Origin of the sequence: Longispora albida DSM 44784 (assembly GCF_000379825.1) — a bacterium.
Classification (GTDB): Bacteria; Actinomycetota; Actinomycetes; order Mycobacteriales; family Micromonosporaceae; genus Longispora; species Longispora albida.
The window spans coordinates 25,641-51,838 of the sequence record NZ_KB903818.1 but is presented as its reverse complement, the minus strand read 5'-3'; the positions used below and the strand labels follow the sequence as shown (position 1 = coordinate 51,838).

Annotated in this window: 24 protein-coding genes; 10 read left to right on the top strand and 14 right to left on the bottom strand. The window is 69.0% G+C overall.

From position 1 onward, the window contains the following. The first annotated feature begins 31 nt into the window (after positions 1-31). Entirely contained in the window at positions 32-1,153 is a 1,122-nt protein-coding gene (locus A3G1_RS34300) for a serine hydrolase domain-containing protein (RefSeq protein WP_018349546.1), read from the top strand. On the opposite strand, the gene A3G1_RS34295 is transcribed toward A3G1_RS34300, so the two are convergent. Next, positions 1,140-1,799, bottom strand: coding sequence for a hypothetical protein (locus A3G1_RS34295; protein ID WP_018349545.1), 660 nt, complete (start codon positions 1,797-1,799; stop codon positions 1,140-1,142). The genes A3G1_RS34300 and A3G1_RS34295 overlap by 14 nt on opposite strands. A gap of 18 nt (positions 1,800-1,817) precedes the next feature. After that, positions 1,818-2,483, bottom strand: coding sequence for an SDR family NAD(P)-dependent oxidoreductase (locus tag A3G1_RS0111100; protein WP_018349544.1), 666 nt, complete (start codon positions 2,481-2,483; stop codon positions 1,818-1,820). Between the two features lie 122 nt (positions 2,484-2,605). On the opposite strand from A3G1_RS0111100, the gene A3G1_RS0111095 reads away from it, so the two are divergent. Together A3G1_RS0111095 and A3G1_RS0111090 are read left to right on the top strand one after the other, a co-directional pair. Next, positions 2,606-4,870 carry a bifunctional salicylyl-CoA 5-hydroxylase/oxidoreductase gene (locus A3G1_RS0111095; protein ID WP_018349543.1) on the top strand — a complete coding sequence of 755 codons (2,265 nt, stop codon included), beginning with the start codon at positions 2,606-2,608 and terminating at the stop codon, positions 4,868-4,870. 130 nt (positions 4,871-5,000) lie between these two features. Next, positions 5,001-5,432, top strand: coding sequence for a hypothetical protein (locus tag A3G1_RS0111090; RefSeq protein WP_018349542.1), 432 nt, complete (start codon positions 5,001-5,003; stop codon positions 5,430-5,432). A 133-nt stretch (positions 5,433-5,565) separates the two neighbouring features. Here the strand turns inward: A3G1_RS0111090 and A3G1_RS41735 are convergent, their stop codons facing one another. From A3G1_RS41735 to dnaK, 5 genes are all read right to left on the bottom strand, one after another. Beyond that, positions 5,566-5,847, bottom strand: a complete 282-nt coding sequence (locus A3G1_RS41735) for an antitoxin (RefSeq protein ID WP_018349541.1) — start codon at positions 5,845-5,847, stop codon at positions 5,566-5,568. Positions 5,848-6,041: 194 nt separating this feature from the next. Next, positions 6,042-6,470, bottom strand: coding sequence for a heat shock protein transcriptional repressor HspR (locus A3G1_RS0111080; protein ID WP_026212028.1), 429 nt, complete (start codon positions 6,468-6,470; stop codon positions 6,042-6,044). Beyond that, the gene (dnaJ, locus tag A3G1_RS0111075) at positions 6,442-7,575 is read right to left on the bottom strand and encodes a molecular chaperone DnaJ (RefSeq protein ID WP_018349539.1); all 1,134 of its coding nucleotides are present in this window, start codon (positions 7,573-7,575) and stop codon (positions 6,442-6,444) included. Before dnaJ ends, A3G1_RS0111080 begins: the two co-directional genes overlap by 29 nt. Positions 7,576-7,593: 18 nt before the next feature. Beyond that, on the bottom strand, positions 7,594-8,073 hold the full coding sequence (gene grpE, locus A3G1_RS0111070; RefSeq protein WP_425411381.1) for a nucleotide exchange factor GrpE: 480 nt from the start codon (positions 8,071-8,073) through the stop codon (positions 7,594-7,596). 128 nt (positions 8,074-8,201) lie between these two features. After that, positions 8,202-10,046, bottom strand: coding sequence for a molecular chaperone DnaK (gene dnaK, locus A3G1_RS0111065; RefSeq protein WP_018349537.1), 1,845 nt, complete (start codon positions 10,044-10,046; stop codon positions 8,202-8,204). Positions 10,047-10,202: 156 nt separating this feature from the next. Between dnaK and A3G1_RS0111060 the strand changes: the two genes are divergently transcribed. After that, positions 10,203-11,924: a dynamin family protein gene (locus A3G1_RS0111060; protein WP_018349536.1), complete on the top strand. Its 1,722-nt coding sequence runs from the start codon at positions 10,203-10,205 to the stop codon at positions 11,922-11,924. A gap of 77 nt (positions 11,925-12,001) precedes the next feature. Then, positions 12,002-13,492, top strand: coding sequence for a GTPase (locus A3G1_RS39550; protein ID WP_245563479.1), 1,491 nt, complete (start codon positions 12,002-12,004; stop codon positions 13,490-13,492). A gap of 389 nt (positions 13,493-13,881) precedes the next feature. Here the strand turns inward: A3G1_RS39550 and A3G1_RS0111050 are convergent, their stop codons facing one another. Both A3G1_RS0111050 and fdhD read right to left on the bottom strand, forming a co-directional pair. After that, positions 13,882-14,874, bottom strand: coding sequence for a DUF4192 domain-containing protein (locus A3G1_RS0111050; RefSeq protein WP_040478107.1), 993 nt, complete (start codon positions 14,872-14,874; stop codon positions 13,882-13,884). A gap of 234 nt (positions 14,875-15,108) precedes the next feature. After that, entirely contained in the window at positions 15,109-15,924 is an 816-nt protein-coding gene (gene fdhD, locus A3G1_RS34290; protein ID WP_040478106.1) for a formate dehydrogenase accessory sulfurtransferase FdhD, read from the bottom strand. Between the two features lie 18 nt (positions 15,925-15,942). On the opposite strand from fdhD, the gene mobA reads away from it, so the two are divergent. Continuing rightward, positions 15,943-16,515 carry a molybdenum cofactor guanylyltransferase gene (mobA, locus tag A3G1_RS34285; RefSeq protein WP_018349532.1) on the top strand — a complete coding sequence of 191 codons (573 nt, stop codon included), beginning with the start codon at positions 15,943-15,945 and terminating at the stop codon, positions 16,513-16,515. On the opposite strand, the gene A3G1_RS0111030 is transcribed toward mobA, so the two are convergent. The 4 genes from A3G1_RS0111030 to A3G1_RS0111015 form a co-directional block, all read right to left on the bottom strand. Next, positions 16,512-17,156, bottom strand: a complete 645-nt coding sequence (locus A3G1_RS0111030) for a biliverdin-producing heme oxygenase (RefSeq protein ID WP_018349531.1) — start codon at positions 17,154-17,156, stop codon at positions 16,512-16,514. The two genes, mobA and A3G1_RS0111030, sit on opposite strands and share 4 nt — an antisense overlap. Before the next feature lie 132 nt (positions 17,157-17,288). After that, complete coding sequence (locus tag A3G1_RS0111025) at positions 17,289-17,600, bottom strand: DUF2470 domain-containing protein (RefSeq protein ID WP_018349530.1); 312 nt, start codon at positions 17,598-17,600, stop codon at positions 17,289-17,291. 52 nt (positions 17,601-17,652) lie between these two features. Continuing rightward, complete coding sequence (locus A3G1_RS0111020) at positions 17,653-18,285, bottom strand: DUF3159 domain-containing protein (protein WP_245563478.1); 633 nt, start codon at positions 18,283-18,285, stop codon at positions 17,653-17,655. A gap of 410 nt (positions 18,286-18,695) precedes the next feature. Then, a complete protein-coding gene (locus A3G1_RS0111015; protein ID WP_018349528.1) occupies positions 18,696-20,936 on the bottom strand; it encodes an FdhF/YdeP family oxidoreductase in 2,241 nt (746 codons plus the stop codon). 100 nt (positions 20,937-21,036) lie between these two features. Here A3G1_RS0111015 and A3G1_RS0111010 point away from each other — a divergent pair, with 100 nt between their 5' ends. Beyond that, positions 21,037-22,092: a T3SS (YopN, CesT) and YbjN peptide-binding chaperone 1 gene (locus tag A3G1_RS0111010; RefSeq protein ID WP_018349527.1), complete on the top strand. Its 1,056-nt coding sequence runs from the start codon at positions 21,037-21,039 to the stop codon at positions 22,090-22,092. Between the two features lie 6 nt (positions 22,093-22,098). Here A3G1_RS0111010 and A3G1_RS0111005 read toward each other — a convergent pair whose 3' ends face one another. Further along, positions 22,099-22,530, bottom strand: a complete 432-nt coding sequence (locus A3G1_RS0111005) for an Lrp/AsnC family transcriptional regulator (protein WP_018349526.1) — start codon at positions 22,528-22,530, stop codon at positions 22,099-22,101. Positions 22,531-22,630: 100 nt separating this feature from the next. Between A3G1_RS0111005 and A3G1_RS0111000 the strand changes: the two genes are divergently transcribed. From A3G1_RS0111000 to A3G1_RS0110990, 3 genes are all read left to right on the top strand, one after another. Next, positions 22,631-23,146, top strand: coding sequence for a SigE family RNA polymerase sigma factor (locus tag A3G1_RS0111000; protein ID WP_018349525.1), 516 nt, complete (start codon positions 22,631-22,633; stop codon positions 23,144-23,146). Further along, the gene (locus A3G1_RS0110995; RefSeq protein WP_026212024.1) at positions 23,139-24,470 is read left to right on the top strand and encodes a hypothetical protein; all 1,332 of its coding nucleotides are present in this window, start codon (positions 23,139-23,141) and stop codon (positions 24,468-24,470) included. The genes A3G1_RS0111000 and A3G1_RS0110995 overlap by 8 nt, the downstream gene beginning before the upstream one ends. A 159-nt stretch (positions 24,471-24,629) precedes the next feature. Beyond that, entirely contained in the window at positions 24,630-26,180 is a 1,551-nt protein-coding gene (locus A3G1_RS0110990) for a ricin-type beta-trefoil lectin domain protein (protein ID WP_018349524.1), read from the top strand. The last annotated feature ends 18 nt before the right edge of the window (positions 26,181-26,198 follow it).

Genomic DNA, 26,198 nt, shown 5'->3' with positions numbered 1-26,198 from the left:
CGGCGGACGCTTCCGAACAACGATCAAACACATGAAAACGATTGCCGTACTCGCCGCCGGCGTCACTCTCGCCGGATCCTTCGCCCTTCCCGCCACCGCCTCGGCCGCGCGCCCCGGCTGCGCGCCGTCCCCGAACAGCGCCGCGCTGACCGCCGTCCTCAGTGATCTGCGCGGTGAGGCGACCGGCGCTCTTGCCCGGTACACCGGCAGCGACGGGTGCTTCCGGGGCTATGGCGGGGTGTCGTCTCTGGAGTCCGGCCGGGGGATCGCGGAGGACTCCCGGTTCCGGGCCGGGAGCATGACGAAGCTGTTCACCGCCACGGCCACGTTGCAGCTGGCCGGGCAGGGGAAGATCGATCTGGGGCAGACGGTGCAGCACTACCTGCCGGGCCTGCTGCCGGACTCCTACGAGCCGGTCACGATCCGGCACCTGCTCACCTACACGGGCGGGATCAGCGGGGCCGACACGCCGCACAAGACGCCGGAATGGTTCTTCGAGCACCGGTACGACCACTGGGAGGCCGGGTCGCAGCTCGACCTGACCAAGCCGCAGCTGTTCACGCCGGGTACGCAGCAGAAGTACGGCAACGCCGACTACATCGTCCTCGGGCTCGTGATCGAGAAGGTGACCGGCAGGCCGTGGGCGCACGCGATCGAGCACGGGATCATCAAGCCGCTCAAGCTGCGCGACACGTACGCGCCGGGCGAGCAGACGCACATCCGTGGCCGGCACGCGACGGGGTACGAGCTGACTGCTGACGGGTACCGGGAGGTCACGACGGCCAACCCGAGCCTCCAGTGGTCGGCGGCCAGCCTGATCACGTCGGCGCCGGACCTGGAGACGTTCATCCGGGCGCTGCTCGGCGGCAAGCTGCTTCAGCCGGCCCAGCAGGCCGAGCTGACCCGGGTGCCGGACGTGCCGGTGTACGGGTCGCAGCAGAAGGCGACCCACGCGGCCGGGATCACGCGGATCGAACTGGCACCCGGCTACGTGCTGTGGGGGAAGAGCGGTGACCGGCCCGGGTACAACAACGGGGTGGCGATGACCCCGGAGGGCGCGACGCTCGTCTACTCGGTGAACACCGCGAAGATGGGGACGGACCGGCCGGCTCTGGCCGACCGGATCGTCCAGGCGACGCTCAGGAAGCAGTGAACGGCGCCGACGCCAGGACCACCGGTACGCACTGCGTACCGGTGTAGTCCCAGCCCAGGTAGTCCACAGTGGCCGGGTTGAGGACGCCGAGCGGGTACTCGCGGCGCGCGGCGACCCAGTCCACCAGGCCGGCCGGGTCAGCGATGGGCCCCGCGAAGTGCACGAGGTTCGCGTACCAGATCGAGCGGTTGAACCCGGCCTCGAACTCGCCGTCTGAACCCAGCGCCTCGACCAGCGCCTCCTTGAACAGCGCAGCCGTGTCGCCGACCGGCTCCGCAGCGGCCATGATGCTGATCGGGGTCAGGGTCAGGCCGGTGACCGCGAGGCGGATGGGCTCGGCGGCAGCCTTGCGCATGGCGATGCCAATCCGCTCAGTGCGGGCCGGGTCGATCGGCTCTGGTCCGTGGATCACGCGGAGGGTGAAGTGCGCGGCGAGCTCGTTGCCGGTCGGCCAGTGACCGGGGCCGGCGTACTGGAGGGCCTCGTCCGTGGCGGCGGCCAGGCTCGCGGCGAGTCCGGGGTCGGGGCGCAGGCACACCGAGGGGCCCCAGCGGCCACCGCCGGGCGGCGGGGCCTCCGTCTCGTGTGTACCGGCCAGGATGGCCTCACTACCCAGCGTGAACAGCTCGTCGAAGCGGTTGGTCATGGCGGGCCAGCCTACCCGTTACAACGGCAGGTAGCGGCCCCCGTTGACATCGAGCGTGATGCCGGTGATGTATGACGCCGCGTCACTGGCGAGGAAAAGAATCGGATCGACGATCTCGCGCAGCTCCGGCATCCGGCCGAGCGGGATCGCGTCGAGGACCTCACGGCGCTCGGCCTCGGCCAGGTCGTCGAACATGCCCTGGAGCCGCCCGGTGAGGAAGAGACCGGGGGCCACGGCGTTGACCCGGATGCCCCGCGCGCCGAGATCCCTGGCGAACTTCCTGGTCAGGCCGCCGATCGCCGCCTTGGCCGCGGCATAGGGCGCTCCGGTGACGGGCGAGGGCTGCCGGGCGCCGATCGAGGTGCAGGTGACGATCGCGTCCCCGGCCGTCATGTGCCGGGCCGCCTCCCGCACGGCGTTGAGGGTGCCCTTGACGTTCACGTCCAGTACAAGATCAAGATCTTCCTGGGTGTACTCGTCGCGCGGCGTGCCCAGCGAACCGCCGGCCAGGGCCACGAGCACGTTCGGCCGGAAGTCCGCCATGAGCGCCGCCAGGGCCCCGGCGTCGCGGACGTCGTGCTCGGGGAGGTCCGCCGCCAGTACCGTGTCGCCCTGGTCCTGGAAACCCTGGCACACTGCCCGCCCGATGCCGCCGTTGCCACCCGTGACCAGCACTCTGCGCATTCCGGCTCCTCTCTCCGGGCACGTGGGACCCCTCATGTCGCCATAGCAGCATGAGGGGTCCCACGTGCTCTTAGCATTGCGCTCTGTTGACGACCGTCGCAGAGGCAGCATAGCCTGGGCCGGTGCGTATAGCGGTCATCGGCGGCGGCCCCGGCGGGCTCTACTTCGCCGCGCTCGCCAAGCAGCTCGACCCGTCCAGGGAGATCACCGTCTGGGAGCGCAACGCCCCCGACGACACCTTCGGCTTCGGCGTGGTGTTCTCCGACGAGACCCTGAGCGGGATCGAGACGGCCGACCCCCAGTTCTACGAGGCCCTGGCCAGCGAGTTCGCCCGGTGGGACGACATCGACGTGCACTACCGGGGCGAGATCGTCACCTCCGGCGGGCACGGTTTCGCCGCCGTCAGCCGGAAGAAGCTGCTGGCGCTGCTCGTCGACCGGTGCCGGGAACTCGGCGTCACGCTGCACCACCGGACGGAGTTCCCTGGGAACTACGAGGACTACGACCTGGTCGTCGCGGCCGACGGCGTGCACTCGGCGACCCGGAGCCTCTACGCGGAGACCTTCGGGCCGACGTTCGAGAAGGGCGACTGCCGCTACATCTGGCTCGGGACCGACAAGGTCTTCGAGGCGTTCACGTTCGACATCAAAGAGACGCGGTACGGGGTGATGCAGGCGCACGCCTACCCCTACGACCGCACCGGCTCCACGATCATCATCGAGATGCGCTCGGACGTCTGGGAGGCCGCCGGGCTGACCGACGAGAACGCGATCGCCCGGATCACCGAGATCTTCGGCGACCTGATCGGCGGCCACAAGCTGGTCAGCAACAACTCGAAGTGGATCGACTTCACGACCGTGCGGTGCACGTCCTGGCGGCACGGCAACGTCGTCCTGCTCGGCGACGCCGCGCACACCGCGCACTTCTCGATCGGCTCCGGTACGAAGCTCGCGATGGAGGACGCCCTGGCCCTCGCGGCGTGCCTGTCCGAGCAGGACAGTCTCGAACGCGCGCTGCCGGCGTACGAGGCGGAGCGGCGGCCCGTCGTGATCTCCACGCAGCGCGCGGCGAAGGCCAGCCTCGCGTGGTTCGAGGAGCTGGGCGACTACGTGGGCCAGCCGCCGCTGAAGTTCGCGTTCAACCTGCTCACCCGGTCGCGGCGGATCACGTACGACAACCTGAAACTGCGTGACCCCGAGTTCGTGGCGAGAGTCCAGGCCTCGGACGTGCCGCCGATGTTCCGGCCGTTCAAGCTGCGCGACCTGGAACTCAAGAACCGGATCATCGTCTCGCCGATGGACATGTACTCGGCGGTCGACGGCATGCCCACCGACTTCCACCTCGTCCACCTCGGCGCGCGGGCGCTGGGCGGGGCCGCGCTGGTGATGACCGAGATGGTGTGCGTCTCGGAGACCGGCCGGATCACGCTGGGCTGCACGGGGCTCTACACCGACGAGCAGCGCGAAGCGTGGCGGCGGATCGTGTCCTTCGTCCACGAGTCGGGTGCCGCGGCCGGCGTGCAGCTGGGCCACTCCGGGCGCAAGGGCTCGACGAAGCTCATGTGGGAGGGCATGGACGAGCCGCTGCCCGAGGGCGGCTGGCCGGTGGTCGGGCCTTCGGCACTGCCGTACGGGCCGGGGTCGCCGGTACCGGAGGAGCTGTCGGTCGCCCAGCTGGCGGAGATCCGGGACGAGTTCGCGGCGGCGGCGGTACGGGCCGACGAGGCCGGGTTCGACCTGCTGGAGCTGCACTGCGCCCACGGGTACCTGCTGTCGTCGTTCCTGTCGCCGCTCAGCAACCGGCGGACGGACGAGTACGGGACCGACCGGCTCAAGTTCCCGCTGGAGGTGTTCGACGCGATCCGCGCGGTGTGGCCGGCCGGTAAGCCGATGTCGGTCCGCATCTCGGCGACCGACTGGTACCCGGGCGGCAACGACGCCGAGGACGCTGTCGAGATCGCGCGGGCCTTCGCCGCGCACGGTGCCGACGCTGTCGACGTGTCGACGGGGCAGGTGCTGGCCGCGGAGCGCCCGGCATACGGCCGCTCGTACCAGACGCCGTACGCGGACAAGATCCGTAACTCGGTCGACGGGCTGCCTTCGGTCATCGCGGTCGGCGCCATCTCGTCGTACGACGACGTCAACTCGATCCTGCTGGCCGGCCGGGCCGACCTGTGCGCCCTCGGCCGGGTCCACCTCTATGATCCACACTGGACACTGCACGCCGCCGCCGAGCAGGGGTACCCGCTGACGTGGCCGGACCAGTACAAGGCGGGCAGCCGGAAACCGCAGACCGGCCGGACCGACGGGCCGAAGCCCCGGCTGGAACTGCTCCGGAGTAACGATTCGGGCACGCGGCATCACCGCTGGCGCCCCGGTACCTCCTGAACTGCCGGGAATGCGCAGCAGGGAATCATCAGCTTCACCGTCTGGGGGATGGCATCCGCGGCCGGCTACCAGTTAAGTTGTCGCCGATGCGATGGGGTGCGGCGCGCGAGGGTAGACCCGAGGGGGAGAAGTGAACGAGCAAGCCGTGTTCGCTGGCTTCGCGAACCCGGTGGACCCCAGTCCCGCCGAGCTGCGCACCTGGGCCTACGACCCCAACTCCGTGGCACTGGCCGGCCTGCCGCCGGACTGGGACCTGCTGGTCGCCCAGGACTCGCTGATCGCCACGCTGTACGACCTGGCAGCGGACCAGGCGTGCCCGGCGCGGCGGTTCGCGCTGCACTGCATGTACATCTACACCGCCGACGCGGTCCGTACCGACTTCCGGGCCCACCCGAAGCGGAAGCTGAAGAAGCTGATCGACCGGGCCGGGGGCCTGCAGGACGAGAACCTGCGGATCTGGGCCGCCAACGCCCAGGCGCTGATGAGCAACCCCGAGCTGTTCGACTACGCCGAGTGGTGCCAGGGCGGGCTCGTGCGTAAACCGCGCCGGCTGCTCACCTAGTAACAGGAAAAAGAGAAAGCGGGCGAGGCCTAGAGCGGCCCCGCCCGACGCCGAGGCCACGGAAAACCGGCGTCGGCGTTGCCCGGCACGAACGGCCGGGTTCCGGCGCGCGCACCGCGCCGGACACCAGTGTTTACTTGTTGCCGCCAGCCATCTTGTTGATGGCGTCCTTGGCAGTGTCGGCGCCCTTGTTGATCTGGTCGCTGTACTTGCCCCCGGTCTTGTCATCGACCATGTTGGCGCCCTTGTCGATCACGTCTCCGGCCTTGTCGGCCATGTTGCCCATCGCGCCACCGGCTTTGTCCTGCATCTCGCCGGCCTGATCCTGGACGTTCTCCTGGGTTTCGGACGCTTTGTCCTTCGCCCCGCCCAGCATTTCCTCGGCCTTCTTCTTGATGTCGTCGAACACGCCCATAACGCCTCTCCCCCATAACGGCTAGGGCAGTATGCCCTTTTTGCCCGCCAGCCAAGTATAGGCTCGGAGCCAGGCCCCAGGCGGCAGATCCATGAAGATCTTTCATGAGTACCCGTTCATGAGTACCCGCCGCAGGAAGCCCGGAAACGCACACAGCGGCCACGCGTGTGCGCAGCCGCTGTGTGTGGGACGGTCTAGCGGGCCTCGGGGGACCTCCGGGGGCGCCAGACCACGAGTGCGGTCTCCTGGCTCGGAACGACGGACCGGCGGGCGAAACCGGGATGCAGCGCGGCCAGCTCCGTGGCCCGCCGCTCGGCGTCCAGCAGCGCCGCCTCCGTGGCCGCCAGGCGGCGCTGGAGCTCGTCGACCATGTTCTCCAGGTCGATGATGCGCTTGATGCCCGCCAGGTTGACGCCGTCCTCCTGGCTCAGCCGCTGGATCTCACGGAGCAGGTCGACATCCCGCGCGCTGTACCTGCGGCCGCCGCCAGGTGCACGGCCAGCCTCGACCAGCCCCAGCCGGTCGTACTGCCGGAGGGTCTGCGGGTGCATCCCGGCCAGCCGCGCGGCGACCGAGATGATGTACACCTTGGCGCTAGTGCTCACGGCGACGCACCTCCGCATCGAGGGTAGCCCGGTCAGCCGGTGGAGTGGCTGCCGAGAACTCCGCGAGGGCCTTGCGCGCCTCCTCACTGAGCACGGCAGGGACCTCGATCTCCACGGTCACCAGCAGGTCACCCGCCGAGCCGTCACGGCGCTGGATGCCCTTGCGGCGCACCCGCAGCGTCCGCCCGCTCGGCGTACCCGGCGGCATCCGGAGCGTCACAGTGCCGTCGAGGGTCGGGACCCGCAGATCGGTACCGAGGGCGGCCTCCGCGAAGGTCACCGGCACCGTCAGGGTCAGGTCGTCACCAGAGCGGCCGAACAGCTCGTCGGGCTGCACCCGGATCAGCACGTACAGGTCGCCGGGCGGGCCGCCGCGCTCGCCGGGCTCACCGCGCTCCTTCAGCCGGATGCGCTGGCCGTCGGCCACGCCGGCCGGGATGCGGACGTTGAGAGTGCGGGTCTTGGTGACCCCGCCCGTGCCGTGGCACTCCACGCACGGCTCGTCGACGATCGTGCCCACGCCCTGGCAGTCCCGGCACGGCTCGGCCATGCTGAACGCGCCCTCCGACCGGGTCACCAGGCCACGGCCGCCGCAGGTGGGGCAGGTCCTGGGGCTCGTACCCGGCTTCGCGCCCGAGCCGTGGCACACGTCGCACGTGCCGGGCGAGCGCAGGGTCAGCGGCAGGGTCGCGCCCCGGGCAGCCGAGTCGAAGTCGAGCAGCAGCTCGGCCTCGACGTCCCGGCCACGCGCTGGACCCGTCCGGCGCCGGGCCGCCCCGCCACCGAACAGGTTGCCGAACAGGTCACCGAAGCCACCGCCAGTGAAACCCGAGAAGTCCTGCTGCTGGACGCGCGGGCCGCCGGTACCGCTGCGGAACGCCCCGCTGCCGAACAACGACCGCAGCTCGTCGTACTCCTTGCGCTTGGCGTCGTCCGAGAGCACGTCGTAGGCCTCGGAGACCTCCTTGAACCGGTTCTCCGCCTCGGCGTTGCCCGGGTTGTGGTCCGGGTGCAGCTCACGGGCAAGCGAACGGTACGCCTTCTTGATCTCGTCGGCGGAGGCGCTCTTCGACACCTTGAGTACGGCGTAGAAGTCCTTCTCCAGCCAGTCCTTGGAACTCAACGAGCGCCTCCCTCCGATCTACTCTGCGTTGTTGCCCTCGGCGTCAGCCGGGTCGGCCACGGCCACCATCGCCGGGCGGAGCAGACGCTCGCCGAGCAGGTACCCCCGGCGCATCACATCCACACAGGTCGGCTCGGTCACCTCGGGCGAGGTGAAGTGCGCGACCGCCTCGTGCCGGGTCGGGTCGAACGGGTCGCCCTTCTCGCCGAAGGACACCAGCCCGAACTTCGTCACCGCGCCCGTGATCTGCTCGGCGACCGAGCCGAACGGGCCGACGAGGTCGCCGTGGTCACGGGCCCTGTCCAGGTCGTCGAGGATCGGCAGCAGCGCGGCGAGCACCGCACCGGTCGCCTGCTCCGCGACCACGCCACGGTCACGGTCGACCCGCTTGCGGTAGTTCGCGTACTCCGCGGTGACCCGCTGGAGGTCCCTGGTCAGCTCGTCGAGCGCGGCCTGCATGACAGCGCCGTTCTCGCCAGCCTCGTCGGTGACCTCGATGTTCTCGGTGTTGTCAGGTGCCACTGTGCTCTCCTCGACGGGAGCGGGGGCCCCCGCGGACGGCTTGGCGCCGTCCGCGGAGACCCTGCGCTTGTCGCGAATCACGACGGGCTCCTGCTCCCGGTCAGTCACTTCTTCTTCTCGTCGTCGATGACCTCGGCGTCCACCACGTCGTCCGCGTCCGGAGCGGTGGTACCGGGGCCGCCTGCCTGCTGGCCGGGGCCGGCCTCGCCTGCGGCCTGGCTGGACGCGTACATCGCGGCGCCGGCCTCCTGCGAGAGCTTCGACAGCTTCTCGGTGGAGGACTTGATCGCCTCGATGTCGGTGCCGCCCAGCACGCCGCGCAGCTCACCGAGGGCGTCGTTGATCTCCGACTTCTTGTCCTCGGGGACCTTGTCGCCGTTCTCCGCGATGAACTTCTCGGTCTGGAACACCAGCGAGTCGGCCAGGTTACGGGTCTCGGCGTCGTCGCGGCGCTTCTTGTCGTCCTCGGCGTGCTCCTGGGCGTCGCGCATCATGCGCTCGATGTCATCCTTCGGCAGCGCGGAGCCGCCGGTGATGGTCATCTTCTGCTCCTTGCCCGTGCCCAGGTCCTTGGCGTGCACGTTCACGATGCCGTTGGCGTCGATGTCGAACGTGACCTCGACCTGCGGGATGCCCCGCGGGGCCGGCGGCAGGCCGGTCAGCTCGAACGTGCCGAGCGCCTTGTTGTACGCCGCGATCTCCCGCTCGCCCTGGAAGACCTGGATCAGCACCGACGGCTGGTTGTCGGCGGCGGTCGTGAAGATCTCCGAGCGCTTGGTCGGGATCGTGGTGTTGCGCTCGATCAGCTTGGTGAAGATGCCGCCCTTGGTCTCGATGCCCAGCGACAGCGGGGTCACGTCGAGCAGCAGGACGTCCTTCACCTCACCCTTGAGCACACCGGCCTGCAGGGCTGCGCCGACGGCGACGACCTCGTCCGGGTTGACGCCCTTGTTGGGCTCCTTGCCGCCGGTCAGCTCCTTGACCAGGTCGGTCACGGCGGGCATCCGGGTGGAACCGCCGACCAGGATCACGTGGTCGATGCCGGACAGCGGGATGCCCGCGTCCTTGATCGCCTGGTGGAACGGCGCCTTGCACCGGTCGAGCAGGTCCTGCGTCATCCGCTGGAACTCGGCCCGGGTCAGGGTCACGTCCAGGTGCAGCGGGCCGTCGGGGCCAGCCGTGATGTACGGCAGGTTGATGCCGGTCTGCGGGGTGGCCGACAGCTCGATCTTGGCCTTCTCCGCGGCTTCCTTGAGCCGCTGCATGGCCATCTTGTCCTTGCCCAGGTCGATGCCGTGCTGACCCTGGAAGGTCTTGATCAGGTGAGCGATGATCCGCTCGTCCCAGTCGTCGCCACCGAGGTGGTTGTCGCCGGCCGTGGACTTGACCTCGACCACGCCGTCGCCGACCTCGAGGAGCGACACGTCGAAGGTGCCGCCGCCCAGGTCGAAGACCAGGATGACCTCGTCGTGCTTGTCCATGCCGTACGCCAGGGCCGCGGCGGTCGGCTCGTTGACGATCCGCAGCACGTTGAAGCCGGCGATCTCACCGGCCTCCTTGGTGGCCTGGCGCTGCGCGTCGTTGAAGTACGCCGGGACGGTGATCACCGCGTCGGTGACCGGCTCGCCCAGGTACGCCTCGGCGTCGCGCTTGAGCTTCATGAGCACCCGCGCGGAGATCTCCTGCGAGGTGTACGGCTTGCCGTCGATGTCGACTGTCCAGTCGGTGCCGACGTGCCGCTTCACGGACCGGATCGTCCGGTCCGGGTTGGTTACTGCCTGCCGCTTGGCGACCTCGCCGACGAGAACCTCACCGTTCTTCGCGAACGCCACGATGGACGGGGTCGTCCGCGACCCTTCCGCGTTGGCGATCACGGTGGGCTCGCCGCCCTCCAGCACAGACATGCAGGAGTTTGTCGTCCCGAGGTCGATACCGACCGCACGTGCCATCTTCGCTTGCCTCCCAAGTTGAGTGGACCTCGCTCAATATTGCCAGACGATCGCGGACTGTCAAACCAGAGTTGAGTCACATGGGCGCAAGTTTTCAAGATCCAGTACCGTGATTTCGGTCAAACCTGCTGTCAGACCTGCATCTCGACGCGGAAGATGGGTGCTGTGACGGGGGCCGCAGAGAACGCCGAAGCGCTGATCGGGGCGCTGGCAGAGTTGCGCGCGGTCCTGAGGAACGTCCGGTTTCCGCTACCGGTGGACGGGGCCGGCGAGGCTGCCGAGAGCACCCGGGCACTCCGGGAACAGGTGGACGACTACCTGCTGCCGAGGCTGAAGCGGCTGGACGCGCCGTTGCTGGTGGTGGTGGGCGGCTCGACGGGAGCCGGCAAGTCGACCCTGATCAACAGCCTGGTGCGGGCCCCGGTGAGCGCTGCCGGTGTGCTCCGGCCGACCACCCGGGCACCTGTGCTGGTCAGCCACCCTGCGGACAGCCGCTGGTTCCGGGGGATCAACATCCTGCCGGGCATGTCGCGGGCGACCGGAATGGACACGGCCATGTTCCGCGCGATCAGGGACGAGGACGAGCGGCCGAATCCGGCGGCTCAGATCCACCTCGTCACGGCGACGGGGCTCACGCCCGGGCTCGCCTTCATCGACGCGCCCGATATCGACTCGCTGGTGGACAGCAACCGGCAGCTGGCCGGTCAGTTGTTCGCGGCCGCCGACCTGTGGCTGTTCGTGACCACGGCGGCCCGGTACGCCGACGCGATTCCGTGGGGGTTCCTGCGGGAGGCCGTGGAGCGGAACGTCGCGCTGGCCATCGTGCTCGACCGCGTACCAGCCGAAGCGATGGAGGAAGTGAGCGCGCACCTGCGGGAAATGCTGGCGGAGAAGGGACTCGGCGAGGAACAGTTCTTCGCGCTGCCCGAGTCCAGGCTGGACAACCACGGGCTGCTGAGCGAGGACGTCGTCCGGCCGGTCAAGGAGTGGTTCACGCAGCTCGCGCTGGATGCCCGGGGGCGGGCGGCCGTCGTGCGGCGGACGCTGGACGGGACGCTGCGGGCAGTACCTGGGAAGGTCGAGGCGCTGGCGGTGGCCGCCGGGGGGCAGCTCGCGTACGCCGAGAAGACGAACGCCCGGGTGGACGCGGCCTACGCGGAGGCTGTGGAGGGGATCCGGCGCGATGTGGAGGCCGGGACCGTGCTGCGCGGCGAGGTGCTGGCGCGGTGGCAGGAGATCGTCGGTACCGGGGAGCTGCTGAGGGCTGTGCAGGCCCGGGTGGGCCGGTGGCGTGACCGGGTGACGGGCGCGTTCACGGGGAAACCGGTGAGCGGCGAGCCGCTGCGGGAGGCGCTGACCAGCGGCGTGGCGGCAATGATCATCGCGGGTGCCGCGGAGGCTGAGGACGAGCTGCGGGGGCTTTTGTCGTCGGAACAGGCTCCGGCTCCGGTCACCGCGGCGCACGCGGAGCGCGTGGTGCGGGACTGGCAGGGGACTGTGCTGGAGCTGGTACGCAAGGAAGGTGCCAGCAAGCGGGGCATGGCCCGGGTGGCTGCCTACACGGTGAACGCGACCGGGCTGCTGGTGATGATCGCAGTCTTCACGGCTACCGCGTTCATCCCGACCGGCGCGGAGATCGGAGTGGCGGCCGGCACGACGGTTGTCGGGCAGAAGCTGCTCGAAGCCATCTTCGGGGACCAGGCCGTACGGCAACTGGCGGGGAAGGCCCGGGAGGACCTGCTCCGGCGGATCCGCGAACTGTACGAGGCGAGGAAGAAGCCGTACGTGGTGGAATCGCCGGTCGTGGGGGCCGAGGTGCTGCGGAAGGCTGGGGGCGCGGTGGAAGAGGCGCGGCTCGCTTGGGGTACCGGAAAATGAAGCCGAGGCCGAGACCCACGCAGCTGGCGGCGCGGCTGACCGCACTGGGCACTTTCTGTGGCCTGGTCGAAGGGCGCGTGCCGGACGAGCGGCTGGCGGGAGCGAAAGAACTCCTGGAACGGGCCGGGCAGCGGCTCGACATGTCCAAAGAACACACTGTGGTGGCGCTGGCCGGGGCTACGGGTAGCGGAAAGTCCAGCATGTTCAACGCGATTGCTGGATTGGAGTTGTCCGATGTGGGCGTACGGCGGCCGACGACGTCGCGAACCAGTGCTGTCGTGTGGGGGCCGGACGGCTCGGGTGAACTGCTGGAATGGCTGAGAATTCCGGTGTGGCACGCACGGGAGACCGTGCTGGACGCCGAAGAGCAGGCGGCATTGCGTGGTTTGATTCTGCTGGATCTGCCCGATTTCGATTCCGTGGAAGACGAGCACAGAGAAGAAGCCGAGCGACTGCTGGCAAAGACTGATCTGGTGGTGTGGGTACTCGATCCGCAGAAATACGCGGACACTGTGCTGCACCAGAAGTATCTGGCGCGGTTTGCTCAGCATCGGGATGTTGTAGTTGTCGCTTTGAACAAGGTGGACACTCTCCATTCGGAGGCGGTCGGGCGGGTTGTCGGTGACCTGCGGGGGTTGCTGGAGAACGATGGGCTGGGTGCCGGCGTTCCGGTGATTGCCGTTTCTACGCGGAACAAGAACGGACTGCCGGAGCTGCGCGGGTTGCTGGAGAAGGCTGTTGCTGCCAAGCGGTCGGCACAGGCCAGGATCGCCGCCGATGTCGACGGTGTTGTGGCTGAACTGAGCGACCTGGTGGGTGGGCCGGTCAGGGATGTCGACGATTTTCTGGTGCGACGTTTGAATTCTGCGCTTGCGGCTACGGCGGGAGCTGAGACGGTCGCGCATGCGGTGGCGGAGTCCTATCACCGGCGTGGGCTGAGAATGGTGGGATGGCCGCCGTTTCGCGTGAGAGGCCGTGATCCGTTGAAGCGGCTGGGGTTGAGGGCAGGGAGAGCAGAGGGAGAAAGAGGAGCTGGGCGGAGTTCTTTGCCTGAGCCCTCGAAAGCCCGGCGGGCCAGTGCGACGCTGGCTATGCGGGAATTGGCTGCTGACGCTGCAGCTGAGATGCCTGCGCCTTGGCCTGAGGCTGTACTGAAGGCAGCCCAGTCGGAGGAAGCGGAACTGCCGGACGCGCTTGATCGTGCGGTTTCTTCTTTTGAGCCGGTCGAGCGTACGCCAGTGTGGTGGCGGCTGGCCGGTGGACTGCAATGGCTCTTCACTCTGGGTGTGCTGGGTGGGATCTGCTGGTTCTTGGCCTGGATTTATGTGGATGTACCGGCGGTGCGTAATCCATTGTGGCTGGTTGGTGGATGCTTTGTTGCCGGGGTGCTGGTGAATGTATTGGCCCGGCCATTGCTGCGGGTGGGGGCTAGGCGGGTGCGGCACCGGGTCCTGAGAGAGATCGCGGAAGCTGTCGACCGGGTCGCGGAGATGCGGGTGGTGGCGCCGGTGCGGCGGGAGCTGGGGAGGTATGAGAGGGCTGTGGGGGCTTTGGGGGATGCTCGGTGAGGTTAGGTGAGTTGAGGGTTCGGGGTTTTGGGGCTTGTTTGTTTCCGTGGTGATGTGGGCTGTTCGCTGGTGATGTGATGTCGCCGGGGGAAGGGGCCCCNCCCCCCACCCCTCCTCCCCCTGTGTTTCGCGCTCCGGCCGGCCTGGGGCGCGTCCGCAGCTGACCCGCCGGGATAGGTATCACCTACCCGCGAGCCCAGGCATCACTCCAGTCAGCCCACACCGATGGCACCCTCCGCCACCACACCTGACGGTCCCGCCACCACAGGCCAGCCCGGTCCCTGGTTATCCAGGCTCATCGTTAAGCCGCTCATCCAGGCAATCAGCGCCCGGCTGCTTATGCCTCCCTCATCCACTCCTCACATCTGCCCTCGCACCACCGTCCCGCCTCACGCCCGCGTTTCGCGCCGCCGGATCCGCCGCTTTCCCTTGATCCTTCGTGCCCTCGGTGTCCGCAGTTTCCTGGGCGGAATGCCGCTGGCGATGGCCTGCCCAAGCAGGTCCGCCAGGGCGTATTCGGGATCGTCGGCCAGTGCGCGGTCGAGCGCCACGACCGCTAGTGATCCCTGGCCTGCCGTGTACGCCGCATAGGCCAGCAGCGTCGCCGCCGGTGCCCCTCTGCCGCGCTCGGCCCGGCGCGTCACATCGGCCCAGAGTGGTAGGTGCTGATCCTGTGGACGCAGCTCTATGAGGCGCCAGGCCGCGTCGCGGATCTCGGTGAACAGGAGCAACCCGAGCAGCCAGGCCGTTTCGTCGGTGGTGAGCGTTCCACCGGTGTAGTACCGGCTCAGCGCCACTTCGAGAAGCGCGGCCCCTTCCATGATCAGTCCCTTGCGCCCGCCTGGTTTGGCGAGCCGGGCGATCATGCGCGTCTCCGCAGTGCCGGAAGCTTCTTTCATGCCTGGCTCCGGTACTGGCTCGACGCTTGCCTCCAGCTCCGCCCGGCTGGCGAGTGCGACCTGCCCGGCCAGCGTGGCCTCGGCGGCCGCGACCGTCGTGTCGGGCTCGTGTACCCGCCCTTCCGGTGGACAGCAGCTGGCTTCCGGGCAGTCGTACGAGTAGTAGCGGCCGTCGGTCAGCCGGAGGGCTTCCAGTACGGGGATCTTGCGGCCGGCCAGTGCTTCGCGTGCCGTGGCGAGCCGCGGCGTGACGGCGGCTTCGGTGCCGTAGCCGATCAGGATCGTCGTGTCGGGATGCTGCCGGGCGGTGACTGCCGCGAGGCTGGCCAGTGCTTCGTGTTCGCAGGCTGGCAGGTCGGCTCGTGCCGCGAACTGGAGGTGACCGTCCTTCACGCCGATCACGACGAGGCTGTCGGACGGGTGGAAGCCGAGCATGTAGGGCACGGCTGCGAGTAGTTCGCCGGGTTGGTTGACTCGAAGCATGGGTACCAGAGTGGCGGGGTTTTCGGTTCGCTGGAAGTGGTCCATTTTGTACTGTGGATAACTGGTGCCGCTTCCCGTTGACCTGGGAAAAGTTATCCACAAGGCCGGAAAGTCGTTCCGGCACTGACCAGCGCGCCCGGCTGCGGGGCTCCTCAGGCGCCCGCTAACACGCGTTCCCGCTTCCTCTCACACGCAACTTCCCAAGCCACCGCTCCCGGTAAACCCGCAGTACCCCTACTCCTCTCCTCCCGCGATCCGATCAGCCCGGGAGTAAACGTTCATCGACGTCCCGCGGAGGAATCCCACGAGGGTCAGCCCGAGTTCGTTCGCGAGGTCGACGGCGAGGGTGCTGGGCGCCGAGACAGCAGCCAGGAGCGGGATGCCGGCGAGCGCGGCCTTCTGGGTCAGCTCGAAGCTGGCCCGGCCGCTGACCATGAGGATGTGGCTGGTCAGGGGCACGTGGCCGGAGCGGAGCGCCCAGCCCAGTACCTTGTCGACGGCGTTGTGCCTGCCCACGTCCTCACGGACGCAGAGGAGTTCACCGCTGGCGGTGAAGAGGCCGGCCGCGTGGAGGCCTCCGGTGCGGTCGAATGCTTTCTGCCGCTCGCGGAGCCGGTCGGGGAGGCTGCTCAGTGTTTCCGGGGTGACGGTCAGCTGGTCTTTCTCGACCGGGTACACGGAAGCGATTCTCACCGCGTCGATGCTGGCCTTTCCGCAGGTGCCGCAGGAGCTGGACATGTAGAAATGCCGGGTCGGGTCGGTGACGGGTGCTGGGACACCGGCCCGGAGGCTTACCTCGAGGACATTGAGATTGGTGTCCATGCAGTGTTTCGCGCCCGCCACGTCGGCGCCGCTCGTGATGATTCCTTCCGTCAGCAGGAATCCGTGTGCGAGGTCGACGTCGTCGCCTGGTGTGCGCATGGTGACGGCGAGCGGGGAGCCGTCGACGCGGATTTCCAGGGGTTCCTCGACGCTGAGTGTGTCTGGCCGCCTGCTGGTTTTCCCGTTGTCGATGCGGACCACTGGCCGCCGATCTGTCACCCTGCCCATGTGGGAACGATATCTGCCGTGGTGGTGCTGGCCGGTGGCTCGGGCCGGCGGCTGGGGGGCCAGGACAAGGCCGCGCTGGTGGTCGGCGGCCGGACGCTGCTGGAGCGGGTCCTGACTGCCTGCGGGCACGCTTTCCCGGTCATCGTCGGCCCTGAGCAGCAGGGCGGCCCCGTCGCCGCTATCGAGTCCGGCCTGCGCCGGCTTTCCCCAGATACTTCCCCCAGTAATGCCCAGGGCGGCGATCTGGTCGCTGTCGTCGCGGTGGACCAGCCATTCCTGACCAGAAAATCCTTGGATGTACTGGCGGAGGCCGCCAGCGGATTCGACGGCGCGATCTACGCCGACGACAACGGCAATCCGCAGTGGTTGTGTGGCGTGTGGCGTGTGACCGCACTCCGTGCAGCGGTCTCCGCGTCCCCGTCCGAGAACGCGGCACTCCGGCCGATTCTCAGCGGCTTGCGGCACAACACGATCCGGAGCGCCGCCTATCCGCCGCCCTGGCTCGACTGCGACACACCGGAACAGCTCGCACTGTGCCGCCGGCTCGCTGAAGCTTCTGGTGATACGGCTGCTGGTACTTCTGGCGGCTAGGCCGCCAGGTCGCTGCCCGGCAGCCCGGTACCGAGCTCGGCCAGCACGTCCGTGTTCAGCTCGTAGGCCAGCGCGGTCTCGGTGATGATCCGCTGCTGCTCCTCGGCCGTCCACGGCGCGGCGTCGAGCGCGTCCCGGTACTGGATCTTGAATGCCTTGAGGTCGCCGATCTCCGGGAAGTCGTAGAAGGCCACGCCGCCGGTGGTGAGCCCGTAGGTCCTGGCCACGGACTTGCGGATGAACTGGCCGCCCGACAGGTCCCCGAGGTACCGCGTGTAGTGGTGCGCGACGAACCCCCCGGGCCAGCCGAAGCAGACCTCCCGCAGCCGGGCACAGTACCGCTCCGTCGACGCGCTCGCCGTGATCTGGCCGGCCCAGCCGTCGCCGAGCAGGTACGCGAGGTCGGCTTCGAGCGCGGGAAGCCGGTCCAGCTCCGGTACCGCGAAGACGCTGGCGACCGGGTCGCGGCGCATCACGGCAGCGGCTTCTTCCAGGACCACGTACGCGAAGTAGTGCTGGGCCACCATCTCCGCGTACTGCCCGAGGCTGAGCTGGCCGCGCATCAGCGCTTCGAGGTAGGCCGTGCTTTCGGCCTTCTGGTGGTCGGACCAGGTCGCGGCGCGCAGATCAGCGGAGAACATCGGATTGCTCCTTACGAAGGGGTAATCCGAGTCTGTGGGGGTATGCCCCAGCCTGTCAAGGTTTTCCCGACAACTTGTCGGTAAGGCTCCGGACTCTGTCCGACCAGCCGGCTCGCATGGCCGCCGGAAAGCTCAGTGCTCCCCTTCGCCCCTGGCCGGCACGCCGAGCTGGCGGCACGCCTCGTGGTACATCCGGGTCACCTCGGTGCGGATCTCGGGCCGTTCCGTGAGGGTGTGCGCCCACGGGATCCGGACCGCGACGGTCGCGTCGCCGGTGGTCACCTCGAAGTCGATGCCCTCGCCGTCGAGGCCGGTCATCTCGGCCCTTGCCGCCTCGGGCACGCCGCCCAGCGCCCGGCAGATCAGCACCGAGTCCTCGGCGTGATCGGCGTTCATGTGCCGCTGCACGGCGGCGATGATCTCGGGCGAGAACGGGTTGGTCACGTCGACTCCTCAGCACCGGCCGGACACGGGATCAGTGGCGAACAGGCAGGGCTCACGGTGCCTCCAGGAGTTCCGGATGGCGGATGCCCGGATGCCCGGATGGAAGTGCCTTGCGCAGTACCCACCAGCTCACGGCCAGGCACACCGCGATCAGCGGCCACGTGAGGATCACCCGGGCGGCCGTGAGCGCCACCAGCTGGTCGGCCGCCCACAGTGGCACGAACACCAGCAGCCGCAGCACGTACTGCCCGACCCACACCCAGCTGGCCCGCGAGTAGGCCCGCAGCAGCGCGGGATCCCGCCTCCACCTGGTCTTCTGGCCGAGGGCCGCGCCCGCGATCACGCCGAGCAGCGGCCAGCGGATCACGATGCTGATCGTCCAGCCGAGCGCGCTGGCCGCGTTCGACGCGATCTGGATGAGGAAGAAGTCGGAGGCCCGGCCGGTGTACAGGGCGATCAGCGCCGACACGCAGACGGCGAAGGCCCCGATCAGCACCGCCCGGGGCTTGGCGCCCTGCCGCAGCCGCCACAGCGCGACGCCGCCGGCTGCGGCCAGTGCCGTGAGGGCACCCCAGCCGATGGAGTTGCCGGTCAGCAGCCAGCCGGCCGCGAAGGCCAGCGGCGGGATGGTCGCGTCCACCGCACCAGACCGGCCACCCAGCAAAGAGGCCAGAGACTCAGACACCTGCACCTCCTTCGGCCGCCTGGCGAGGCGAGCCTAGCCTAAGTTTTTCCCTACGGCTAGTCGGAAGAAGCCTGATACCCACCCGGTGACACGTACTGTCACCGGCCGGGAAAAGTACGCCCGACCAGGCCGGACACTCCCGGCCACGCTGACAGGAACAGCCCGGCGCCACCGGCCCCGGTGACCCCTCGTGACCCCGGGTAACCCTGAGCAGCCCCCGCGTTCCCCTCCCGCCAGCCTCGGGCACCCCGGCCCGCCAAGGCAAGCATCGGCGTCACACCTGCCCGCTCGGGGGCCCGCACCACATCCGCCGAACCAGACCCGGCACGCGGACAAGCCTGGCTCTGAAGACCGAAACCCAGAACGCGAGCACAGGCCGGCACCCGAACACGGCCTGGAACCCGAAGGGGTCAGCGCGCCTCGAGCCGGATCACGATCGCCTTCGACGTAGGAGTGTTCGACCCTGTCGCCACCGAGTCCAGTGGCACGAGGACGTTGGCCTCCGGGAAGTACGCGGCTGCGCATCCGCGCGGCGTCGGGTACGCGACGGCCCGGAACGACTCGGCTCGCCGTTCCCCGTCCGGCCACTCCGACACGATGTCCACAAGGGACCCGTCCGCGACCCCGAACGAGGCCAGGTCCTCCGTGTGGGCGAACACGACCCGCCTGCCGCCCTTGATGCCCCGGTACCTGTCGTCGAGCCCGTAGATCGTGGTGTTGTACTGGTCGTGGCTCCGCAGCGTCTGGAGCAGCAGCCGCCCCTCCGGTACGTCGATGACCGTCATCGGTGACGTCGTGAACTGCGCCCGCCCGTCCGGCGTGTTGAACGACCGCGAGTCGCGCGGCGGGTGCGGGAGGGTGAAGCCGGCCCCGTCGAGCCGTTCCTCGTAGTTCTCGAAGCCGGGGATCACGCGGGCGATCCGCGCCCTGACCTCCCGGTAGTCGTGCTCGAACTCCCGCCACGGAATGTGGTCGCCGAGGGTGGCCGCCCCGAGCCGGGACACGATCGCGACCTCGGACAGCAGCAGGTCGGAGGCGGGCTTGAGGCGTCCCCGCGAGGCGTGCACGCAGCTCATCGAGTCCTCGACGGTCACGAAGCCTGCCGGGTCGGCCTCGGTACGGCCCAGGCAGGGCAGGATCAGCGCGGTCTCACCGGTCACCACGTGCGAGCGGTTGAGCTTCGTCGAGATGTGGGCCGTCAGGGTGCACGACCGCAGAGCCGCCTCGGTGAGCTCGGTGTCCGGCGTGGCGGAGGCGAAGTTGCCGCCCATCCCCACGAACACCTTCACGCGGCCGTCGCGCATCGCCCGGATGGTGTCCACAGTGTCGTGGCCGGTCTCCGCGGGTACCGGGAAATCGAACTCCTTGCCCAGAGCCGGACCCCAGGCCGGCACCCGCTCCCAGACGCCCATCGTGCGGTCGCCCTGGACGTTGGAGTGGCCGCGCACCGGGCAGAGGCCGGCACCCGGCTTGCCGATCATGCCGCGCAGGAGCTGGACGTTGACGACCTCCTGGATCGTCGCGACCGCGTCCTTGTGCTGCGTGAGGCCCATCGCCCAGCAGGCGATCGTGGCCTCGCTCTCCGCGAACATCCGGGCAACGTCCTCGATCTGCGCGCGGCCCAGCCCGGTCGCGTGCTCGACCTTCGCCCAGTCCACCTCGCGGACGTTCGCCGCGTAGGACTCGAAACCGGTCGTGTGCCGCTCGATGAACTCCCGGTCGGCGTGCTCCAGCAGCAGCGACCCGATCGCCTGGAACAACGCCAGGTCCCCGCCCACCTTGATCTGGAGGTACACGTCGGACAGGGCGGTGCCCGCGCCCACCACGCCGCCCGTGTGCTGCGGGTTCTTGAAGCGGATCAGCCCGGCCTCCGGTAGCGGGTTCACCGAAATGATCTTCGCGCCGTTCCGCTTCGCGATCTCCAGCGCGGACAGCATCCGGGGATGGTTGGTGCCGGGGTTCTGCCCGACGACCACGATCAGCCCGGCCCGGTGGATGTCCTCAAGGGACACACTGCCCTTGCCGATCCCGATCGTCGCGTTCAGCGCGCTGCCCGAGGACTCGTGGCACATGTTCGAGCAGTCCGGCAGATTGTTGGTGCCAAAGGCCCGGGCGAAGAGCTGGTACAGGAAAGCGGCTTCGTTGCTGGTCCGGCCCGACGTGTAGAAAGCGGCCTGGTCAGGGCTTTCAAGCTTGTTCAGTACCGAGGCCAGCAGGCTGAACGCCTCGTCCCACGCGATCGGCGTGTAGTGCGAGGCGCCGGGCCGCTTGACCATCGGCCGGGTGATCCGGCCCTGCTGGCCCAGCCAGTAGTCCGACTTGCCGGCCAGGTCGTCGAGGGAGTGCTGCTCGAAGAACTCCCGCGTCACCCGGCGCAGGGTCGCCTCCTCGGCGACGGCCTTCGCGCCGTTCTCACAGAACTCCGCCGGGGACCGGTGGCCGCCACTCTCCGGCCACGCGCACCCAGGGCAGTCGAATCCGTGCTTCTGGTTCACGCGGGCCAGGGTCAGCGCCGTCCGCCGGACCCCCATCTCCGCGTACGCGGCCTTCAGGCCGGCCACGACGCCCGGCACACCGGCCGCGACGTCCTTCGGCGGGCCAACCCGCAGGTCACGGTCACCGGGATCGTTCGCGGGAGCCTTCTTCGCCATGCCTGCGAGCGTACTGGTGCCGCCCGGGCGGACCCGCGCAACCGGTACCAGTGGCGGATGGAGCCGAACAGCCCGCTACTGCTCGGTTAGGGTTGTCGCCATGCTCTACGACGACGCTGACAACGTTGACCTCAAGGCCAAGGTCACGACCGCGTGGCAGGAGTTCACCCGGGCCCTCGCCCGGGCGCTGCCCACCCTGCCCGCGGGGGTCCGGCTCGACCTCACTCTCGACCCGACAGCCTCGGGTACCGGGGAGGCCATCTACGAGATCAACGTGATCACCGGCCCGGACGGGCTCGCCGGGTACGCGGTGGGCAACGCCAGCCTCCCCGAGGGCTTCCGCCTCGACCGGGTCGCCGTGGGCAACATGATCGAGCTGGGCTGGTCGCCGCCCGGCGTCGTCGAGGGTTCCGGGGCCAACTTCGGGCTCCACGCGAAGCCGGAGGAGGCCGAGCAGCTCGCCGGGCTGCTGAGCCGGACCATGCGGGACGTGTACGGCGCGCCGCACCCGGCGTTCCTCACCTACACCGTCCGCCCGCTCGCCGAGGAGATCGAGGCGGCACGGGAGGCTGGGCGGGAGGTCGAAGCCGGCCCGGCCCCGCTGGGCGGCGCCCGGCCAGCCCCGACCGTCCCCGAGGTACCGGCGACGGCCCAGGAAGGCGTGCTGACCAAGGCCCTCGAAGCCACCGCCGCCCTGCCATTGGCCGAGAAGGTCCGTACCGTCGTGGCGGCCCTCCTGAAGACCACTCCCGACAAGCTGGAAATCGACGAGGAGGGCGAGATCGGGGTCCGGGCTGGCTCGGCGATGGTGTTCGTCCGCGTGCACGACAACCCGGCCGTCGTCGACGTGTACTCGCCGATCCTCACCGAGATCAGCCCCGACGCGAAGCTGCACGAGCGGCTCGCCGAGCTGACCCGCCGGATGCCGATCGGCAGGCTCTACTGCACCGACCACACCGTCTGGGCCTCGGTACCCGTCTTCGGCCGCGACTTCCAGGCCACCCACCTCATGCTCGCCGTGCAGGTGATGATGGGCCTGGCCGACGAGCTCGACGACCGGCTGCACGGCGAGTTCGGCGGGAAGCGCTTCTTCGGCGAGGGCGACGTCCCGCACCGCAAGCCGCAGGGCGAGGAACGCACCGGGATGTACCTGTAAAGAGTTCTAGAGAGAGTCGACCAGCCGGCTGAGCACGATCATCGACCGGGTCTGCGTGATGAACTGCTCGCCGCGCAGCCGTTCGAGGGTCTGCTCCAGGTGCGCGATGTCCGCAGCCCGGATGTGGACCAGAGCGTCGGCCTCACCGGACACCGTGTAGGCGCCGACCACTTCGGGATGCCGTTTGACCGCCTCGGCGAGCTGCGCCGGGGTGGTCCGCCCCGTGCAGAACAGCTCGACGAAGGCCTCCGTCGTCCAGCCGAGCGCCGCCGGGTCCACCAGCGCCGTGAAACCCTTCACCACCCCGGTGGCCCGCAGCCGGTCGACCCGGCGTTTCACGGCCGGGGCTGACAGCGCGACCAGCGCCCCGATCTCCGCGTACGACTGCCGGGCATCCTCACTGAGCGCGGTGATGATCCGCCGGTCGATGTCGTCCATATTTTTCAAACTAGCTGACTGCAACCCTGCCGCGGGCAAGGGCGTGTTGCTGTCGTTCGACCGGCGGAGCGCCGGTGAAGACCAGGGGAGACAACGTCAGATGATGGTGCAGGAGTCGCCACCGGCTCAGGTGGCGGCACGGGGGTTCGAAGAGCTGTACGCGGCTCACTTCCACTCCCTGACCGTGCAGCTCTACGCCTACACCGGCGACATGGGCCACGCGCAGGAGGTTGTCCAGGAGGCGTTCTGCCGGGCGTACAGCCGGTGGAAGAAGATCGCCGAGTACGAGGACCCGGTGGCCTGGGTCCGCAAAGTCGCGTGGAACCTCGCCACCAGCCGCTGGCGGCGGGCGAGAACCGCGACGAACTTCCTCCGCGGGCAGCGGGAGGAGCACGTGTCCTCGCCCAGCCCCGATCGGGTGGCTCTCGCCAACGCGCTGAAGGCCCTGCCGGGCAACCAGCGCAAGGCTGTCGTCCTGCACTACCTGGCCGACCTCCCGATCAGCGACATCGCCCGCGAGCTCGGGTCCACCGAGAACACGGTCAAGTCCTGGCTGCACCGGGGGCGCATCGCCCTCGCTGCCCAGCTCATCGACAAGGAGCAGAACAATGTCTGACTTCGACAAGGAAGCCGAGCTGCACGGCCTGTTCGCCGCGTTCCGCAGCGAGAGCATCGAAGAGGTCACCCCGGCGGGCATGACCGCCGTGCAGAGCACCGTCCGGCACCAGCGCAAGGTCCGCAACATCGCCCTGAGCGCGCTGGCCATGATCATGGTGGCCGCTCCGGCCGCTGCGTTCGCCACACTCGACACCGGCGAGCCACACGCACCCCCGGCTCAGAACATCACTGCTTCTGCTGTACCGGAGCCGGACAACACCCCCGAGTACTCCCCCCAGCCGGCCCCGACGGCTTCGGCCAGCTCCCAGCCGCCGGTATCGCAGGTCCCGCCGCCGGACCCGCGGTCCGTCGACCTGAAGTCGGCGACGATCACGATGCCGGTGTGGCCGGGCGGCGCGCAGATCACGGACACCTGCAAGGCCGGGCCGTACACGTTCAAGGACGGCAGCGCGCTGATCGCCAAGCAGACCACCTGGGACGACTTCACCTACGTGCTCGGCACGCCGGTCTACGCCGAGCTCGACGGGCAGCCGGGTGACGAGATCCTGGTCAGGGTCACCTGCACCGGTGCCGGGTCCTTCCACCCCGTCTTCCTGCTCGGCCTCAAGCCGACCGCGGACAAGAAGCTGAACACGCTCGGCCCGGTCGTCCCGGCCCAGAACGGCAGGGCACTGGCGCTGGACTCCGAGGACCTGCGGGTGTCGGCCCGGACCGTCGAGGTCAGCATCCTCGGGCACTACTCGACCAACGGCGCCTGGTCGTTCAAGCAGGCACGCGGGTACCGCTACGACAACGGCGCCTTCCGCCAGGTCTCCGGTCCTGCGGGCTTCCCGGCGCCGCCGACGGCCATCGACAAGGTCGACTTCCGCAACACGAGCCTCAGCCTGGGGTGCCAGAGCAGTCGGTGCGCTCCGGCCAGGGTCCAGTTCGTCAACGGCACCGGCCAGGACATGACCAGCCTGTTCAACACGGACCGGAACGGGGAGCGTACCTTCCAGTACTCCGTCGGCTCGGTGACCCAGGCCAGCAACGGGATCGCCTTCGTGACCGTCAGCCGGACCTCCGAGAAGTACCCGGCCGAGGCGCGCACCAGCGTCTACGCGGTCCGGCTCGGCACCGACGGCATCGACGGCAACTACCTGGCCGGCTGGGAGGTCGTCGCGACCGGCATGAACGAGCTCCCCGGCGCTGGCGCGATCACCGGCATCGTCAGCCAGCAGGCCAAGGGTGCCGACCTGGAGGTCGTGGTGACCACGGCCGCCGGCCAGCAGACCCTTCTCTTCCGGGCGAAGCACGAGACGCTCTGGGAGATCGTCAAGTAACCGCAGCGCGGGTACACAGTGGAGGAAGGGCACCGGGCGCACCCGGTGCCCTTCCTTCGTTCACGGCCATCCCCGTGCCATCGATACTGAGAAGTATTCACATTCCTCTCTGCGGCCACTACCGTGCGGTAACACGCCTATGTGGAGAGGAGTACGTCGATGCGCTTCAAGCCACCCCTCGCCGCGATCGCGGTCGGCTTCCTGGCAGCGGCCGCGCTCGCGGCGCCAGGCAGCGCAGCACCCGCGCGCCCCGGCATCACCCCGCTACCAGCGAACCTGGAGCAGCAGCGCGCGGCGGAGGCCACCGCGCTGTACGGCAGCCCGGAGATCAAGCCCATCGAGCAGCGGAAGTCCAGTGTGCTCACGATGGGGGACAGCGAGATCTCCGGTGAGGGCGCCGGGAACTACGAGCCGGGTACCCACCAGGAGGGCAACTGGTGCGACCGGTCCAGGGACCAGGCCGTCTGGCGGCTGACCATCCCGGTCGACGTGCGGTACAACATCGCCTGCTCCGGCGGCTCGCCGGCCGACCTGGTCTACGGCTCGGGCTCGCACCAGTGGAACGAGCTGAACCAGGGCGAGAACCTCGCGATCAAGGCCCGCAACACCAGGGTCAAGCTGATCTGGGTCGTCGTCGGGGCCAACGGGGCCGGCAACATCGAGTTCGGGCCGGTCGCCACCGACTGCGTCAAGCGCCGGATCTTCTTCCAGGGCACGTGCTGGCCGACGTACACCGACGTGTGGAAGACGCGCGCCGAGCACACCCAGCAGGAGGTGGAGTGGGCGGTCAACAGCATCAAGCAGACCATGACCAACGCCGGCTACCTGCCGTCGGACTTCAAGATCTCCCTCATGGGGTACCCGAGCCCGATCAGCCCCGACGTCGAGGACAACCCGAACTTCCCCGGCTGGTACGCGGGCGGCTGCACGATCTACCTCGCCGACGCCGCGTTCGGCCGGAACAAGGCCGTCCCGATGTTCGAGACCGCCGAGCGTAAGGCGGCCATGAACACCGGCGTCATGTACCTCGACGCCAGCCGGCTCTTCCACGGTCACGAGGTGTGCACGGAGAACACCTGGGCGCTCGGCGTGTACATCGAGAACGGCAACATCTTCGACGAGAACGCCGCCCGGCAGTCGGCGCATCCCAACGCCCGTGGCCACGGCGCCTTCGCCGAGTGCATGAGCGCCTTCTACAACTCCGGCCTCCAGGTCGCGACCTGCGCCGACCCGGCCAGCACCGGCCACGGCCTGATCACTCCGGGGCTGATGGAGTTCAAGCAGCTCACGCAGGGCGGGCTGTGCCTGGACAGCGAGGCGTACAACTCGCGCTACGCCACCCAGCTGCTCTCGTGGGGCTGTCACGGCGGGCGCAACCAGGGCTTCTGGTACGACACCACCCGCACGTCGCTGCACGTCGAGCTGAACCACGACCGGTGCGTCGACGCCTCGGGCGGCATCGCCAGCGGCACCAAGGTGATCCTCTGGGACTGCCATGGCGGGGCGAACCAGAAGTGGACGCTCGACGCGGCCGGCCTGCACCCGGCCAGCCGGTCCGACCTGTGCGTCGCCTTCTCCAGCGCGACGGCCGGCTCCCACGCCAGGCTCACGCCCTGCACCGGGGCCCAGACCTGGAACACGGAGACCCGCAACTTCCCGAACCCGGCCGGCTACAACCACTCCGACTTCATCGGATCCAGGGTGTACTGACCGTACTGTCTGCTGAAT